The organism is Nesterenkonia sp. NBAIMH1 (genome assembly GCF_007922635.1).
Lineage (GTDB): Bacteria > Actinomycetota > Actinomycetes > Actinomycetales > Micrococcaceae > Nesterenkonia > Nesterenkonia pannonica.
In genome coordinates this window covers 279,933-295,316 of sequence record NZ_CP042335.1, presented here as the reverse complement: position 1 = coordinate 295,316, position 15,384 = coordinate 279,933, and the positions used below count along the sequence as shown (strand labels likewise).

13 protein-coding genes are annotated in these 15,384 nt (G+C 66.5%); 2 read left to right on the top strand and 11 right to left on the bottom strand.

The window, feature by feature from the left end; translation table 11 throughout:
* Nucleotides 1–32 precede the first annotated feature (32 nt).
* Nucleotides 33–539 carry a DUF2505 domain-containing protein gene (locus tag FS388_RS01335; protein WP_146338977.1) on the bottom strand — a complete coding sequence of 169 codons (507 nt, stop codon included), beginning with the start codon at nucleotides 537–539 and terminating at the stop codon, nucleotides 33–35.
* Nucleotides 540–618: 79 nt separating this feature from the next.
* On the opposite strand from FS388_RS01335, the gene FS388_RS01330 reads away from it, so the two are divergent.
* Nucleotides 619–1,842 carry a calcium/sodium antiporter gene (locus FS388_RS01330; RefSeq protein WP_146338975.1) on the top strand — a complete coding sequence of 408 codons (1,224 nt, stop codon included), beginning with the start codon at nucleotides 619–621 and terminating at the stop codon, nucleotides 1,840–1,842.
* Between the two features lie 94 nt (nucleotides 1,843–1,936).
* On the opposite strand, the gene FS388_RS01325 is transcribed toward FS388_RS01330, so the two are convergent.
* The 3 genes from FS388_RS01325 to FS388_RS01315 all read right to left on the bottom strand — a co-directional run bounded on the left by FS388_RS01325 (nucleotide 1,937) and on the right by FS388_RS01315 (nucleotide 4,597).
* Nucleotides 1,937–2,788, bottom strand: coding sequence for a MetQ/NlpA family ABC transporter substrate-binding protein (locus FS388_RS01325; protein ID WP_146338973.1), 852 nt, complete (start codon nucleotides 2,786–2,788; stop codon nucleotides 1,937–1,939).
* A gap of 83 nt (nucleotides 2,789–2,871) precedes the next feature.
* Nucleotides 2,872–3,555, bottom strand: coding sequence for a methionine ABC transporter permease (locus tag FS388_RS01320; protein ID WP_146338971.1), 684 nt, complete (start codon nucleotides 3,553–3,555; stop codon nucleotides 2,872–2,874).
* Nucleotides 3,542–4,597, bottom strand: a complete 1,056-nt coding sequence (locus FS388_RS01315) for a methionine ABC transporter ATP-binding protein (protein WP_146338969.1) — start codon at nucleotides 4,595–4,597, stop codon at nucleotides 3,542–3,544. The genes FS388_RS01320 and FS388_RS01315 overlap by 14 nt, the downstream gene beginning before the upstream one ends.
* Before the next feature lie 264 nt (nucleotides 4,598–4,861).
* On the opposite strand from FS388_RS01315, the gene FS388_RS01310 reads away from it, so the two are divergent.
* Nucleotides 4,862–5,071: a hypothetical protein gene (locus tag FS388_RS01310; RefSeq protein WP_146338968.1), complete on the top strand. Its 210-nt coding sequence runs from the start codon at nucleotides 4,862–4,864 to the stop codon at nucleotides 5,069–5,071.
* On the opposite strand, the gene mfd is transcribed toward FS388_RS01310, so the two are convergent.
* From mfd to FS388_RS01275, 7 genes are all read right to left on the bottom strand, one after another.
* Nucleotides 5,064–8,690, bottom strand: coding sequence for a transcription-repair coupling factor (gene mfd, locus FS388_RS01305; RefSeq protein WP_146338966.1), 3,627 nt, complete (start codon nucleotides 8,688–8,690; stop codon nucleotides 5,064–5,066). The genes FS388_RS01310 and mfd overlap by 8 nt on opposite strands.
* A 69-nt stretch (nucleotides 8,691–8,759) precedes the next feature.
* The gene (locus FS388_RS01300; RefSeq protein ID WP_146338964.1) at nucleotides 8,760–9,818 is read right to left on the bottom strand and encodes an acyltransferase family protein; all 1,059 of its coding nucleotides are present in this window, start codon (nucleotides 9,816–9,818) and stop codon (nucleotides 8,760–8,762) included.
* Between the two features lie 42 nt (nucleotides 9,819–9,860).
* Nucleotides 9,861–10,190, bottom strand: a complete 330-nt coding sequence (locus FS388_RS01295; protein WP_146338963.1) for a hypothetical protein — start codon at nucleotides 10,188–10,190, stop codon at nucleotides 9,861–9,863.
* 10 nt (nucleotides 10,191–10,200) lie between these two features.
* Nucleotides 10,201–10,902 carry a deoxyribose-phosphate aldolase gene (gene deoC, locus FS388_RS01290; protein ID WP_146338961.1) on the bottom strand — a complete coding sequence of 234 codons (702 nt, stop codon included), beginning with the start codon at nucleotides 10,900–10,902 and terminating at the stop codon, nucleotides 10,201–10,203.
* Nucleotides 10,903–10,905: 3 nt separating this feature from the next.
* Complete coding sequence (locus tag FS388_RS01285) at nucleotides 10,906–12,753, bottom strand: phospho-sugar mutase (RefSeq protein WP_146338959.1); 1,848 nt, start codon at nucleotides 12,751–12,753, stop codon at nucleotides 10,906–10,908.
* Nucleotides 12,754–12,801: 48 nt separating this feature from the next.
* Nucleotides 12,802–13,599: a purine-nucleoside phosphorylase gene (locus FS388_RS01280; protein WP_146341807.1), complete on the bottom strand. Its 798-nt coding sequence runs from the start codon at nucleotides 13,597–13,599 to the stop codon at nucleotides 12,802–12,804.
* Between the two features lie 103 nt (nucleotides 13,600–13,702).
* A complete protein-coding gene (locus FS388_RS01275) occupies nucleotides 13,703–15,175 on the bottom strand; it encodes an NAD(P)H-quinone dehydrogenase (RefSeq protein ID WP_146338957.1) in 1,473 nt (490 codons plus the stop codon).
* Between the last annotated feature and the right edge of the window lie 209 nt (nucleotides 15,176–15,384).

Below are 15,384 nucleotides of genomic sequence, written 5' to 3'. Positions count from 1 at the left end.
GCCATGGCGGACGAAAGCCGGGATCGCGGGCCTCAGGGCTGGGATTCGATGTACTTGGCGACCTCTTTTGCCTGAATCTCCACAAACCGGCCCACGTAGGGCTCCGCTGCGGACTTCACCTTCCCGCCGATGAGCGGGATCTTCACGGTCACGTCGCCGCGGACCACAGACTTGGTCTCCTGATCGCCACGTGCGTGGAGGGTCTGGGAGGCGTTCCCGGTGACCGGCACACCCGCGATCTCCACAGTGGTGTCCGCCCGGCGGGACCCTGATTCGTCCGGTGCGCCCCATGTGTCGGTCACGGTGACTTTCACGGTGCCCCCGCGCACGACCTTCTTTGCGATCTCCGGGAGCTTGTCGGTGCTCATTGCCTGCTGCGTGATGACGGTGAACCCAGACTCGGGTGATCCCTGCACGTCGAAGGAGGTCAGTTCGGAGCCGAACTTCTTGGAGAGGTGCTCCTGGAACCCTCGGCTTGCGTACGCGCCGACGATCTCGGAGGCAGAATGCGGGATGATCTTCTCAGCTTCGATGGCCATGCCCTCATCCTAACCAGCTGGTGCGACGGCGCTCTGGCTCATGTATACAACTTTCGTATAGCAACGTAGGATCGGCATAGTGACTCTTCTGAACCTCATCTTCCTCGTGGGCGGCTTCGCCCTTCTCGTTGCGGGAGGCGAAGCCCTGGTCCGCGGTGCCGCGTCGATCGGCAAGAACTTCGGCCTCTCGTCGCTGATCATCGGGCTCACGATCGTCGCCTTCGCCACCTCGGCGCCCGAGCTGGCCGTGAGTCTGAGCTCCGCGGCGGCAGGCTCACCCGGGCTGGCCGTAGGGAATGTGGTCGGGAGCAACATTGCCAACATCCTGTTCGTCATGGGGCTCACCGCTGTCTTCGGCGCTCTCTTCGTGAAGATTCAGCTGATCAAGGCCGATATACCCGTCATGATCGGCTTCTCCGTCCTCGCCCTGATTCTCGCTCTTGACGGCGGCTTCAGCTTCGTCGACGGCGCCATTCTCTTTGCCGGGCTGCTGGTCTACCTGGTGGCCACCCTCTTCTTCGCGCGTCGCAGCGGCTCCTCGGCCGACGAGATGGGGGTCGACGACGTCTTGGCCGAGGGAAGCGCCGGACGTGTGACAGCGTGGCTGCGCGCCACCAAGCTGCGCGCCACGACCGTAGATATCCTTCTGATCGCAGTGGGCATCGCGCTGCTCGTCGGGGGCGCCCAGATGCTGGTGGTCGCGGCCACCGGCATCGCGACGGCTTTGGGCGTCTCAGACCTGATCATCGGTCTGACCATTGTGGCCATCGGTACCTCTCTTCCGGAGCTGGCCACAAGCGTCATCGCCGCAATCCGCGGCGAACGGGACATGGCGGTCGGCAACCTGGTCGGCTCGAACATCTTCAACATCGGCGCCGTGCTCGGCCTGACCGCCCTCGCTTCCCCTGCGGGGGTGCAGGTGGATCCCGCAGCGATCAACTTCGACATACCCGTGATGCTCGCGGTGGCGCTGGTGCTCGTTCCGCTGGCTTTCACCTCAGGCGCCATCCGGCGATGGGAAGGCCTGCTTCTGTTCATGATGTACGTGGCCTACGTCGTGTACCTCGTCCTGTCTGCAGCCCAGCACGCCGCGCTCGAGCCCTTCAGCGCTACGATGCTGTGGTTCGTGCTGCCCATCACAGCTCTCTGGGTGCTCTCGCTGGCTGCCTATGAGATGGGGTCCAGCCACAGGGAGAAGTACGACGAGCCTGAGGCGTTTGAGGAGTTTGAGGATTTCTACACCTCGCCCAAACCCGTGATCCTCTCCTCGGACGCCGACTCCGTGCGCGAGAAGCAGCCCTGACGAGCACCGTCGACTGCACCGAATACGTGTGGGGCCGCCCGGGAACTCCCCGGGCGGCCCCACACGTCGGTCCTCTCACGCGTCAGGCGAGCGATCAGAAAGCCGGCAGCACCTCGCCGTCGGTCCAGTTCTCCTCGATGTAGTCACGGACCTCATCGGAGGTGAGCAGGTCCTGGAGAGCCTGGACGCTCTCATCATCCTCGTGCTCGGTGCGCACCGCCAGGAAGTTCGCGTGGGGGTTATCGTCGCCGTCCTCGACCAGCAGTCCGTCCTCGGTGGGGGAGAGGTCCGCCTCGAGGGCGTTGTTGCCGTTGATCACCGCTGCATCCACGTCGTCCAAGGTGCGAGTGAGAGCAGCCGCATCAGCTTCGATGAACTCGAAGCTGCTGGGGTTCTCCGTGATGTCGTTGAGCGTCAGAGCCTGGGCGTCGACATCCTCATCGATCTCGATGAGACCCGCCTCGGCCAGGAGCACAAGCCCGCGGGCCTGATTCGAGGGGTCGTTGTTCAGCGCAATCGTTGAGCCTTCGGGCAGATGGGCCGTGTCATCGTGCTGGCTGGAGTACAGCGCGAACGGCTCGATGTGCACGCCGTCGAAGTGAACGATGTCGTAGCCGTTCTCCTCGACCTCTGCGTCGAACCATGGCTCGTGCTGGAAGTAGTTGGCATCCAGGTCGCCGTTGTCCAACGCCTCATTGGGGAGGTTGTAGTCGTCGAACTCCTGAACCTCAATGCTCAGGCCGGCCTCCTCGGCAAGCTCATCGTCGATGAACTGGAGGATGTCGGCATGGGGCACGGGAGAGGCCCCGACTGTCAGCTCGACGGTGCCGTCCTCGGCCTCCTCGCCGGCGGGCTCGCCGGTCTCGCCCTCGTCGCCGCAGGCGGAGAGCATCAGTGCTGCAGCAGCGGCTGCGGCGACTGAGAGGTTGAGCGGGGTGTGCTTCATAGCGGGTTCCTTTCGGTGGTGGGCAGCGCACAGCTCAGTGCGCTGCAGGTTCATGGGTGGGCGGGAGCAGCCCGGGGGCGCGCTCAGCGGCGGTCTAGGCGGCGTGCGGCGTAGTTGCCGCTGTACTGCACTGCGGTGACGATGAGCACCAGCAGCAGCACGCACACGAGCATGACGTCGCCCTGATAGCGCTGATAGCCGTAGTTGATGGCCAGCTGCCCGAGGCCGCCGCCGCCCACGGCTCCGGCCATGGCGGTGAAGCTGATCAGCGTCACGGAGGTGATCGTCAGCCCCCCGATGATCCCGGGCAGGGCTTCGCGCAGAAGCACCTGGATCGCAACCCGCAGATCGGAGGCACCCATCATGCGCACGGCTTCGACCTTGCCCCAGGAGACCTCGCGCAGAGCGTTCTCCACCATGCGTGCGAAGAAGGGAATGGCTCCGACGGTCAGCGGCACGACGGCCGCCTCCCATCCCACGGCGGTGCCCACAATCATCCGCGTCACGGGAATCATCCAGACCATCAGCACGATGAACGGCACCGACCGGCCGAAGTCGACGACCAATGACAGCACGCGGTAGAGCAGCGCCATTGGCTGCAGACCCTTGGGGCCGGAGTTGTGCAGCAGCAGGCCCAGCGGGAGCCCCACCAGGACGGTGACGAGAACGGTGGTCCCCGTCATGTAGAGCGTCTCAAGGATGGCGTCCCCGAGCTGGTTCTGGAAGACCGGGTTGTCCAGCCAGCGGGCCTCATCAGCGGCGAGCATCGGTGGCCTCCTGGTCGGCGTCGTGGTCCTCGCGGGCGGCGGCGTCTGCGGCGAGCAGCTCGGCTGTCGTCAGCTCGGCGTGCAGCCCGGCGCCGCTGAGCACCTCAACAGCGCGCTGAGCCACGTCCGCATCGCCCGGACGCAGATGCAGCCGACCCACCTGACGGCCGCTGATGGTCTCGATGGTTCCGGCCTCGATCCGCGTGGGCAGGCCGTGCTCGGTCAGGAGGCCGAACAGGTCGCCCAGGCTGCGGACTCGCTCAGTCTCGGCCACTCGGACCTCGACGAGCTGCTCACCGGGGCTGATGCCTGCGGTGGGCGGCAGCGAGATCAGCTCCTTGGACAGCGGGGAGCTGGTATCGGAGATGACGTCGAGAAGCTGGCCGCTGCGCACAATTCTGCCGTCCTGCAGCAGGGATACACCGTCGCAGATCTCGCGGACCACCGACATCTCGTGAGTGATGATGACGACCGTGATGCCCAGCCGGTCACGAAGCTCACGGATGAGCTGGAGGATCTGGCGGGTGGTTGATGAGTCCAGCGCGGAGGTGGGCTCGTCGCATATGAGCACGCGAGGTTCGGCTGCCAGGGCGCGCGCGATGCCGACGCGCTGCTTCTGCCCGCCGGAGAGCTGGGCGGGGTAGTTGCCGGCGCGATCGGAGAGCCCGACCAGCTCGAGCAGCTCCGCCGTTCGGCGCCTGCGCTGAGCACGCGGCATCCCGGCCACCTCCAGAGGGTGGGCGATGTTCTGCTCGGCGGTGCGGGAATCCAGCAGATTGACATGCTGGAAGACCATGCCGATGCTGCGACGTGCCTGCCGCAGGCGGCGTCCGTGCGCACCGCCGATGTCCGTGCCGTCAATGCTGATGGAGCCGTGGGTGATGCGTTCGAGCCCGGTGAGGCAGCGGATCAGTGTTGACTTTCCTGCGCCGGAGCGGCCGACGATCCCGTGTATCTCTCCGGCCCCGATGCGCAGGGACACCTCGTCCAGTGCCGTGACCCCGCCGGGGTAGACCTTGCTGACGTCAGCCAGGGTGATCAATGTGAGGCGTCTCCTCTGATGCTCTTGCCCATCCCAGTCGTCCTTCTTTGGAGAACAGGCCGCTTCAGTCCCGGAACCACCCGTGAACATGGGGTTGGTGTGCGGCCTATGCCGGGTTTGAGGAGAGTCATCTCCTTCTGCCGCACTCGCGAAGCTCCGACAGCCTACCGGGCAGGGTGAGGATGACGAAACGTCACATTCACATTTCGTCACCTGTACCGTGGAGAGCCCAGGAGAAACGGCAGACCGAAGGAGGCAGCAGCCATGCTTGCGCTGATGTGGTGGTTCACGGTGGCCGCTTCCCTGGGCACCCTCACCGTCTACGGGCTGCTGAAGGCATTCGGCTCGCTGGTGGAGAGATCCCAGGGCTCGTCGAACCAGGTTCGGGCGGCGGCCATATGGCTTCCTGCTCTGATCGTGGTCGCTGTGGTGATGATCCTGGTCGGCATCATCGCGCTCTCGGTGCTCAGCTGACCGAGGCGGGGGCCTGCGTGGGCTTCAGCAGCGCGTCATAGACCTGGTGGAGCCACTCGAGGAGGTCCGCGTCCACCACCTCGCCGCCGCCTATGGCAGCGGTGGACGGTTTCGGGATCAGCAGGTGCTTCATCGATGCCTTGTGCTGAGCTCCGCGGTGCATACGCTCCATCCGCAGCTGGCGCGATTCCGGAAGCTCCTCAACCGGGGAGAACCGGATGAACCTGCCCTGCACGCCCACGTCGGTGATTCCTGCGTCCCGCGCCCTGTTGCGGAACCGAGCAACCTCCACCAGGTTCTGGGCAGGCTCGGGCAGCGGTCCGTAGCGGTCCTGCCACTCCTGGACCACGGCGTCGACCTTCTCGTCGGAATCGGCGGCTGCGAGCCGCCGGTAGCCCTCCAGCCGCAGCGGCTCCGAGGGCACGAAGCCGTTTGGGAGGTGGGCGTTGATGGGAAGCTCGATCTTGACCTCAGCGGGGTGGGCGTCCTCCTCGCCGCGGTAGTCGGCCACGGCTTCGCCCACCATTCGCAGGTAGAGGTCGAATCCGACGCCCTCGATGTGTCCGGACTGCTGGCCGCCCAAGAGGTTTCCCGCACCGCGCAGCTGCAGGTCCTTCTTGGCCAGCTGGAATCCGGCGCCGAGCTCATTGTGCGCGGCAACAGCCTTCAGTCGCTCCAGGGCGTCCTCGCCCAGCGGCTTCTCCGCGGGATAGAGGAAGTAGGCGTAGGCCCGCTCCCGGGAACGGCCGACCCGTCCGCGCAGCTGGTGCAGCTGGGAGAGTCCGAACGAGGAGGCCTTGTCCACGATCAGCGTGTTGGCATTGGAGATGTCCAGCCCGGTTTCGATGATCGTGGTGGAGACCAGCACGTCGAAGCGGCGCTCCCAGAAGTCGTTGACGATCTGCTCCAGGCGGGCTTCGCCCATCTGGCCGTGGGCCACCTCGACGCGCGCCTCAGGGACGAGCTCACGGACTCTCGCGGCCACCCGATCAATATCGGAGACCCGGTTGTGCACATAGAAGACCTGACCCTCGCGCATCAGCTCTCGACGCACGGCCGCGGAGACCTGCTTGTCCGAGTATGCGCCCACGTAGGTCAGGACAGGGTGCCGCTCCTCGGGCGGGGTGTTCAGCTCGGAGGTCTCCCGGATGCCGGCCAGTGACATCTCGAGGGTACGAGGAATGGGTGTGGCGGTCATCGCTAGCACATCGACGTTGGTGCGCAGCTTCTTCAGCTGCTCTTTGTGCTCCACCCCGAAGCGCTGCTCCTCGTCGATGACGATCATGCCGAGATCCTTGAACTGAACCTCGCCGCCGAGCAGCCGGTGGGTTCCGATGACGATGTCGATGCTGCCGTCCTTCAGCCCGGCCATGACGTCACGGGATTCCTTGGTGCTCTGGAACCGCGAGAGAGCCCGCACCGTGACCGGGAATCCGGCGTAGCGCTCCTTGAACGTCTCGTAGTGCTGCGAGACCAGCAGCGTCGTGGGGACGAGCACGGCGACCTGCTTGCCGTCCTGGACGGCTTTGAAGGCTGCCCGGATGGCCAGTTCGGTCTTGCCGAACCCCACGTCGCCGGATATCAGACGGTCCATCGGGACGTCCGACTCCATGTCGCGCTTGACCTCTTCCATCGCAGAGAGCTGGTCGGGCGTCTCCACGTAGGGGAAGGCATCTTCGAGCTCGCTCTGCCAGGGGGTGTCGGGGCTGTACGCGTGTCCGCGCGATGCCATGCGAGCCGCATAGAGCCTGATCAGCTCCGCTGCGATCTCCTTGACCGCCTTCTTCGCCCTGCGCTTGGTGGAGGCCCAGTCCGAGCCTCCCATCTTGGACAGGCTCGGCTGGTCGCCGCCCACGTACTGCGAGACCTGGTCGAGCTGGTCGGTGGGCACCATCAGGCGGTCCTGGGGCGAGCCGCGCTTGGACGAGGCGTACTCGAGCACCATATACTCGCGCATCCCGGCGGTCCCGGCCCTGACGGCCTGCGGGGAGCCCACCGGCCGCTGAACCAGCTCCACGAACTGTCCGATGCCGTGCTGCTCGTGGACGACATAGTCGCCCTTGGCCAGAGCCAGGGGGTCAACGGCATTCTTGCGCCGGCGCGTCCGGGCCCTGCCGTCGCGGCGACCCTCCTGCCGGATGGAGCGGCCCAGCATCTCGGACTCTGTGAGAAGTGCGAGCTGAAGACTGTCGAGGGCGAAGCCCTCAGCCACGTTCGCGGTGGTGACGGTGACCCGCCCTGCCGCCGGCGCGTCCCCGAGAGATTCGACGCGCTCGTGGGGCACATGGTGCTCCTCCAGGAGCTCAGCCACGCGGGCCGCGGAGCCGGAACCGGCTGTGGTGACCACGACGGCCCAGGAGTCCCGCGCCCGCCCGGCGAGAAACTCCATGACCTGCTCGACCGAGCCCCGGTAGCCGATGGGCTCCCTGGAAGCGATGGACAGCATGTCCGCGTCCTGCTCGAGCTCCGCGTCCAGGCCCAATGAGGTGATGCTCCACCAGCCCCGCCCATGGTCGAGGGCCTGCGCCCGGGTCTCGCTGAGGCTGGCGAAGGCGCCGGCCGCCAATGCGCTCTCCTCCTCGTCGGTCACAGCCAGCGGGGACGCAGCCCCATCGGCCGAAGCCTGCCAGGCGGCAGCCAGGAACTCCTCGTTGGTGGCAGCGAGGTCATGGGCTCGGGTGCGCACCTTCTCAGGCTCGATGACGAGTGTCAGTGAGCCCTCCGGCAGCTCGGCCACCAGCGGAACCATCCTGTGGGCCAGAACGGGAGTCAGAGACTCCATCCCCTCCACGGCGATGCCTTCGGAGATTCTCTGGAGCATGTCGACAGCGTGAGGCATCTGGGGCAGCAGCGACTTGGCGCGGACCGCGACCTCATCGGTGATCAGCAGCTCGCGGCAGGGAACGGCCTCCACCCGCTGCGGCGGATCCCCCTCCAGGGAGCGCTGGTCGGCGATGGAGAACGATCGCATCTGCTCCACCTCATCGCCGAAGAACTCCACGCGCACCGGGTGCGCCTCATTGGGCGGAAAGATGTCGAGTATTCCCCCGCGCACCGCGAACTCGCCCCGTCGGGTGACCATGTCCACCCGCGAATACGCAGCGGCGGCGAGGCGGGCCACCGCGTCCTCGAAGGAGCACATCATCCCGGTCTCAAGCGTTACGGGTGCCAAGTCTCCCAACCCCGCAACGATGGGCTGGATCATCGCTCGTACGGGCGCGATGACCACATCGAGCTTCCCGCCCTCCTCAGGGTGCGCCAATCTGCGAAGCACACCGAGTCGGCGTCCCACGGTGTCCGAGCGGGGCGAGAGACGCTCGTGGGGGAGGGTCTCCCAGGAAGGAAAGTGTGCGACCTCCGCCTCGGGGGCGAACGCGGCCAGAGAGGCGACCAGCTCCTCCGCCTCTCGGTCGGTGGCCGTCACGGCCAGTACGACACCGTCGCTGTGGGCCTGTCGCAGGCTCGCCGCAGCCTCAGCGATCAGAGCCGGGCGCAGGCCCGAGCTCGCTGCGATCTGCAGCTCCTCGGGCCGTTCGCCTGCGGGATGCCGAGCAGCAGATGCCACCCGTGAGTAGGACGAGTCCGAGGACAGAGCCGTGCGCAGACCGGTGAGAGCCATAGGGGTGAGAGAGCCTCGCTTGAGTGGATGTATTCAGCCGCAGGCCAGGATACCGCTTGGCGCGCAGTGTCAGCTCGGTCCGCCTGTCGGCGGAACCGCCGCAGGGGTCGCAGCGGCATCCTGTCGGCGCGCAGCGCCGCCTTTGGCTCCGAAGCCGGTGAGCCAGCGGCTCAGCCGCGTGCGGTTGACCAGAAGGCCCAACGGCCAGCAGACCGCCAGTGCCACCAAGACTCGGGCCGGGGGAAACTCCACGATGCCGCTCATCAGAAACAGGATGTAAGGGTGCAGAAAGACGACGAGCGTCCCTGTGGCGACGAGTCCCGAAATGACGGGGCGAGCTCCGGGAAGGAGGCTCAGGCCGCGGTCAGCCCATGTGGAGAAGATCAGCACCAGGCCCACGCAGATCATCACCGCCAGCAGGGGGGAGATGAGAAAGTCGCCGAACCCCGACCACTTCATGTTCATGGTCCTGAGCCCGGAGTTCACACCGACCATTCCGCCTGCGATCAGCACCAGGCCCAAGGCCCCGGCGCCGGGAGAGGCGGCCCAGGGCTGAATGAGCGGAACCGTCAGGAGGCGGCGGACCCAGTAGCCCGCGAGGATGTAGGCCGCGCACGCCGGGGCCAGGCCGATGCCCAGGGGCGTGTAGGACATCAGTGAATCCGGGGCCTCAGCCAGAGCCAGCCCGCCAGCAGCGGCCAGCAGATGAGTCCACCAGGGCAGTCGCAGCAGGCCGCGCACCAGGAGCACCGCGAAGAAGAGCACCGAGATGAACCAGAACGCCAAATAGGGCGAATGCGTCAGTCCGCCTCCGTAGGCGGCGCCTGCGATCAGCGAGCCCGCGCTCTCGGCGTCGAACGGCTTCGGGCTCAGCTCATGAACGAGCACCAGGGCCGAGAGGATCACGAACCAGGTGGCGTAGGGAACCCCGAGCGTGCGCCACCGCACCGCCGCCTCCTGGCGGAACGTCCGATAGGAGGAGAGGAAATACCCGGTGAGGAAGAAGAAGAGCGGCATCCGCCATATCTGGAGATACTCCTCACCCGGCATGAACGCCCACGCGTGCCCCAGCACGACGGCCACGACAGAGATGACCCGCAGCATGTCGATTCCAATGCTGCGGGTCATCGTCTGGCTATGAGTCTTTGGTGCGCCGGGCCGAAGTGCCGCTCAGTGCTGAGAAGAGGGCTTGCGCTCGCCGATGGGAGCAGAGGATTCGGCAGCCCGTGAGGCCATGGCGTCCAGCGGCTCGCCATGCTCACCGTGGAGATCCTGGTGCTCGAGGGAGTCCGACCGGCCGACGATCTCCTTCCCTACGAAGAATGCGCCGGCGTACAGTCCCAGGAACAGAAGGCCGGGGATCCACACGTAGTCGAGGTCCCAGAAGTTCAGCGCGACGGCGGAGCCGAGCAGCATGATGAACACGAAGAGGAACGCGGCGAAATTGCCGAGAAACCGTCCTTGGCCTGAATAGGCCTGAACCTGGCCGTTGCTGATCATGTGCTCTCCTTCAGTAGGCGTTCTCGGCAGAGTCGTGCGTCTGGGCACCTACGATATCAAGGGAAGCACTGGCGCCGAGCCTGGTGGCGCCCGCGTCGAGCGCCCGCACCGCATCAGAGTAGGTGCGTATTCCTCCGGAGGCCTTGATGCCGAGGCGTCCCCCCACCTCTTCGTGCATCAGGGCGAGGTCCTCGACGGTGGCGCCGCCGCCGGCGAATCCCGTGGAGGTCTTCACGAAGTCTGCGCCGGCTGCCTCAGCTGCTCGGCAGACCAGCCGCTTGGCCTCCTCGGAGAGCAGCGCCGTTTCGAGGATGACCTTGAGAATCGCTCCGCCGTCGTGGGCCGCGCGTGCGACCGCGTCGATCTGGGCCTGCACTTCGGTATGAAGCCCGGCGTTGGCGTCGGCGATGTCCACGACCATATCGATCTCGGAGGCCCCGTTGAAGACGGCCTCGTCCGTCTCCGCGACCTTCGCAGCTGTGGTGGTGGCCCCGAGCGGGAAGCCCACCACGGTGCAGGTTCTGACGCCGCTGCCCCTCAGCTCCTCCGTCACGAGGCGGACCCAGCGCGGGTTGATGCATACGGAGGCGAAGCCGTGCTCGGCTGCCTCCCGAGCGGTGCGCCGGATCGCCTCCTCCGCGGCGTCGGCCTTGAGCAGAGTGTGGTCGATCAGCGCGCCCACGGCGGCAGGAGAGAGTGCTGCATCTGTCATGGTTCAGGCTCCCAGCAGTTCGGTCATGGCATGTCGCAGCGCCTCGAGGCGTTCGGCGGCTGCGGTGCGGGCGGTCGACACGGCCTCGGGCGCATCGGAGGACGCCTCAGCGACAGTCTCCAGGTAGCACTTCACCTTGGGCTCCGTGCCGGAGGGTCTGACGATGACGCGATCGTCGGCCTGTGTGTAGTAGATCAGCACATCTGAGGCCTTGTGCTCGCTGAACTCCGCTCCCGGGAGCGGCTCCCTGGACAGGTCGAGAGTGTGCGTCACCGGTGATCCGGCGAGTTCGGAGGGCGCTTCGCGTCGCAGGCCTGCGGTGATGCTGCCGAGCTGGCTCAGATCCTCGACCCTGATGGTGACCTGGCCTGTCAGATACAGCCCCGCCTCGGCGGCGATCTCATCCAGCGCATCCACGGCCGTGGTGCCTCGTGCCTTCAGGTCCGCCACGAGTTCGGCGAAGATGAGGGCCGCTGACACTCCGTCCTTGTCTCGGACATGGACCGGATCCACGTCGAAGCCGATCGCCTCTTCGTAGCCGAAGATGAGATTCGGGACTCGGCCGAGCCATTTGAAGCCGGTCAGGGTCTCTTCGTGGGTGCAGCCGCGTCTGGCGGCCAGAGCTCCGAGCTGGCGGGAGGAGACGAGGGAGTTGCCGATGGCGGGGGTGCTGTCCGCAGCATGGCTCTGCCACCCTTTGCGCAGGGGACCCCGGTCCAGGATGTGCCGGCCGAGCAGAGCGCCCATCTCATCGCCTGAGAGCTGGCGCCAGGCCTCTGCGTATCCGTCGTAGACGGCCGCTGAGAGACGGTCTGCGTCGGGGTCGTTGGCCAGCACGAGGTCCGCATCGTGACGGGCGGCGGCCTCCAGCGCCAGATCGAGGGCGCCTGCCTCCTCCGGATTCGGGAAGGTCGCTGTGGGAAAGTCCGGGTCGGGGGCGAACTGCTCCTCGACGGCGAAGGTCTGCTCGAACCCTCCGGCCTTCAGCAGGTCCATCACCATCTGTCCGCCCACTCCATGCATCGCGGTGTACACGATCTTCAGGTCCCGATGCGGATAGCCCTCAGGGTCCAGCAGCTCCAGGGCTTCGCGCTGGTAGGACTCCCGGACGTCCTCGCCCAGGATGCTGATCCCACGCGGACGCGGAACCTCCTCGGCCGGAATGACCGCAGGGGCAGCAGAATCTTGGGCGAAGTCGCCCGCGACCACGTCGGCGATGGTGGCAGCGATGTCGACGTCCGCGGGAGAGACGATCTGCGCTCCGACGCCAAGTCCGTCGGGCTCCAGGAAGCGGGAGAGCTCACCGCCCAGATAGACCTTGTAGCCGTTGTCCCTGGGAGGGTTGTGGCTGGCTGTGACCATGACGCCGATCTCCGCGTCACGGACGAGGACCTGCCGGGCCAGCAGAGGCGTGGGCCCAGGGGTGTCGAACAGGTGCACCTCCCAGCCGGCGTCGCGGAAGATCGCAGCCGTGTCATAGGCGAATTCGTCCGACTGGTGCCGAGCGTCGTACCCGATCACGATGCGGTGGGCGGTCGGCCCCTCCAGATCATGCGGGTTGTCTGCGGCGGGTCGGGCCTCAGCGAGCTGGGCCTCGGCATACTTGAGCAGCCCGGCGGCGGTCTGGCGCACCACCAGCCTGTTCAGCCGAAGCGGCCCAGCGCCCAGCTCAGCGCGCAGACCGGCCGTTCCGAAGGCGAGCCGACCGTCGAACAGCCTCCCCAGTGACGCCTGCGCCTCCGCATCGCCTCCGCGGGCGGAGTCCAGAATGTCCTGGAGCTCGGCGCGTGTGCGCGGGTCCGGGTCGAGCTCGATCCAGCGGGTCACAGTTCTCAGCAGCTCATCAGACATTCAGCGGTGCTCCGTTCGACGTGATGGGTGAGGAGGATGGGGCAGAGGTCAGGAGGAGCGGACTGCTCGGTCGATGATGTCGGCCAGCAGACCTCCGATGCGAGGGGCCGCGGCCTTCCCTGCGTCGATGACTTCCTGATGGCTGAGCGGCTCGTCCGATATGCCTGCCGCCAGGTTGGTCACCAGGGAGATGCCGAAGACCTCCATGCCCGCTGCGCGAGCAGCAATGGCCTCCAGGGCCGTGGACATGCCGACGAGGTCAGCTCCTATCGTGCGCAGATAGCTGATCTCAGCCGGAGTCTCGTAGTGGGGACCGGGCAGCTGCGCATATACGCCGTCTGGCAGCGCGGGATCCGCCTCCCTGGCGATGTCCCTGAGCCTGGGGGAGTACAGATCCGTCATGTCGACGAAGTGCGCGCCTCGCAGCGGCGAGGCGGATGTGAGGTTGATGTGGTCCCTGATGAGCACCGGCGTGCCGGGAGCCCAGTCCGGATTCAGCCCTCCGCACCCGTTGGTGAGCACCATGGTTCGGGCTCCGGCTGCGGCGGCCGTTCGCACGCCGTGGGCTACGGCGTCGACGTCACGCCCTTCGTAGAAGTGCGTGCGTGCACCGATCACCAGGACATGCTGGCCGCCTGCTGTGCGGATGACCCGCAGAGTGCCGCTGTGGCCGGGAACGTCCGAGGAGGCGAACCCGGCCACCTGATCGGCCCGGAGCTCCACGACCAGCTCGCCGAGCTCTCCGGCCGCGCCGCCCCAGCCTGAGCCCAGAGTGCAGGCCAGATCCACCCTGTCGATGCCTGCGGCGTCAAGGACGGCCGCGGCGGCCTCCTCCGCCCGCATCATGACGGGCGCGGTGGGGTCATTGGTCGGAATCAGCCCCGGGGCGGGACTGACCTGTCCGTGGCCCACGGGCGCGATGTCTCTCTCCATAGGTGAATCCTCGTTCTCAGTGGTCAGCCGGGTCGGTGATTTTATAGTGCAGACGGCGGGCAGCCTCTGACAGGGATCCCGTGAGTGAAGGATAGACCGTGAAGGTCGAGGCGATGTCATCGACGTGGAGCTTGTGCGTCACTGCCAAGGCCAAGGAGTAGATCAGCTCCGACGCGCGCGGTGCGACGATCACGGCGCCGATCACGGTGCCGGATCCCTTGCGGGAGAAGATCTTGACGAACCCCTCCTTGATGTTCATCATTTTGGCGCGCGGGTTGGTCGCGAGGTCCAGCTTCACGACGTCGGCCTGGTACGTTCCGGAGTCCACCTGCTCCTGCGTCACCCCGACGGTGGCGATCTCCGGCGAGGTGAAGACATTCGACGCCACAAGGTGCATCTTCAGCGGCTTCACCGCCCCGCCCTGCATATGGGCCACTGCGATGCGGCCCTGCATCGCAGCCACGGACGCCAGCGGCAGCATGCCGGTGCAGTCGCCGGCGGCGTACACATTGGTTGCGGTGGTGCGAGAGACGGTGTCCACGCGGATGTGTCCGGACTGTGTCAGTTCGATGCCCGCATCCTCGAGGCCAATGCCCACGGTGTTGGGCACCCCGCCGACCGCCATCAGGCAGTGCGAGCCTTCGAGAGTCTCCCCTCCGGTCAGTGTGACCCTGACGCCGTGCTCGGTGCGCTCCACGGATTCCGCCCGGGTCCTCGATGCAACCTTCACGCCGACTCTGGCGAAGGAGTTCTCCAGCACAGCGGCCGCGTCGGAATCCTCCCCAGGAAGCACCTGATCGCGCGAGGAGACAAGGGTGACGGCGGCGCCCAGGCGTCGGTAGGCGGATGCGAACTCGGCGCCCGTGACGCCGGATCCCACCACGATCATGTGCTCGGGCGGCTCCTCGAGGCTGTAGGCCTGGGTCCAGTTCAGAATGCGTTCGCCGTCGGGCTTCGCCGAGGGGAGCTCGCGCGGCGTCGCACCGGTGGCGACGATGACCGCGTCAGCCTCCACCTCGGCGGTGCCGCCTGAGGAGCAGCTGACCTCCAGGGTGTGCACCCCGTTCTGCGCCGGTCCCTTGAGCCGCCCGCGGCCTGGGATGATGTTGACGCCGAACGCCTGGAGGGAGGCGTGGATGTCCTCGGACTGAGTCTCGGCCAGCTTCAGCAGGCGCCTGTTGACCTGCGAGAAGTCCGCCCAGGCCTCCGTCTCGTACTGGTCCCTGCCCCCTTCGCCGAAGCGCACGCCGAAGGACGTGGAGGCGTTGACCCGCCGCATTGCGTCAGCGGTGGCGATGAGCGTCTTGGACGGCACGACGTCGGTCAGGACCGCGGAGCCTCCCAGCCCCTTCTCCTCGATGATGGTGACTTGGGCCCCAGCGTCTGCAGCGACCATGGCCGCCTCGTAGCCGCCCGGACCTCCTCCGAGGATCGCAACACGGGCAGGGGCAAAGCGCTTACCTAGAGTCTCTGAAGTCACCCGCCCCATTCTGCCTACTTATGTGCCGTGTGTCATAAGCTCTCGGCGCTGTGTCCGGCGCTAGTCTGAATTGCATGGGACTGATCCAAGGATTCGCCGAGCTGTCGATCCATTCCTCGGCACTGATCGTCCTGACTGCGGTCCTCTTCGTCGCGGCGCTGCTGATGCGAGCAGCCCGGCTGTCCTCCAGGCCTGAACCTCGGCGGCAAGGTCTGGGT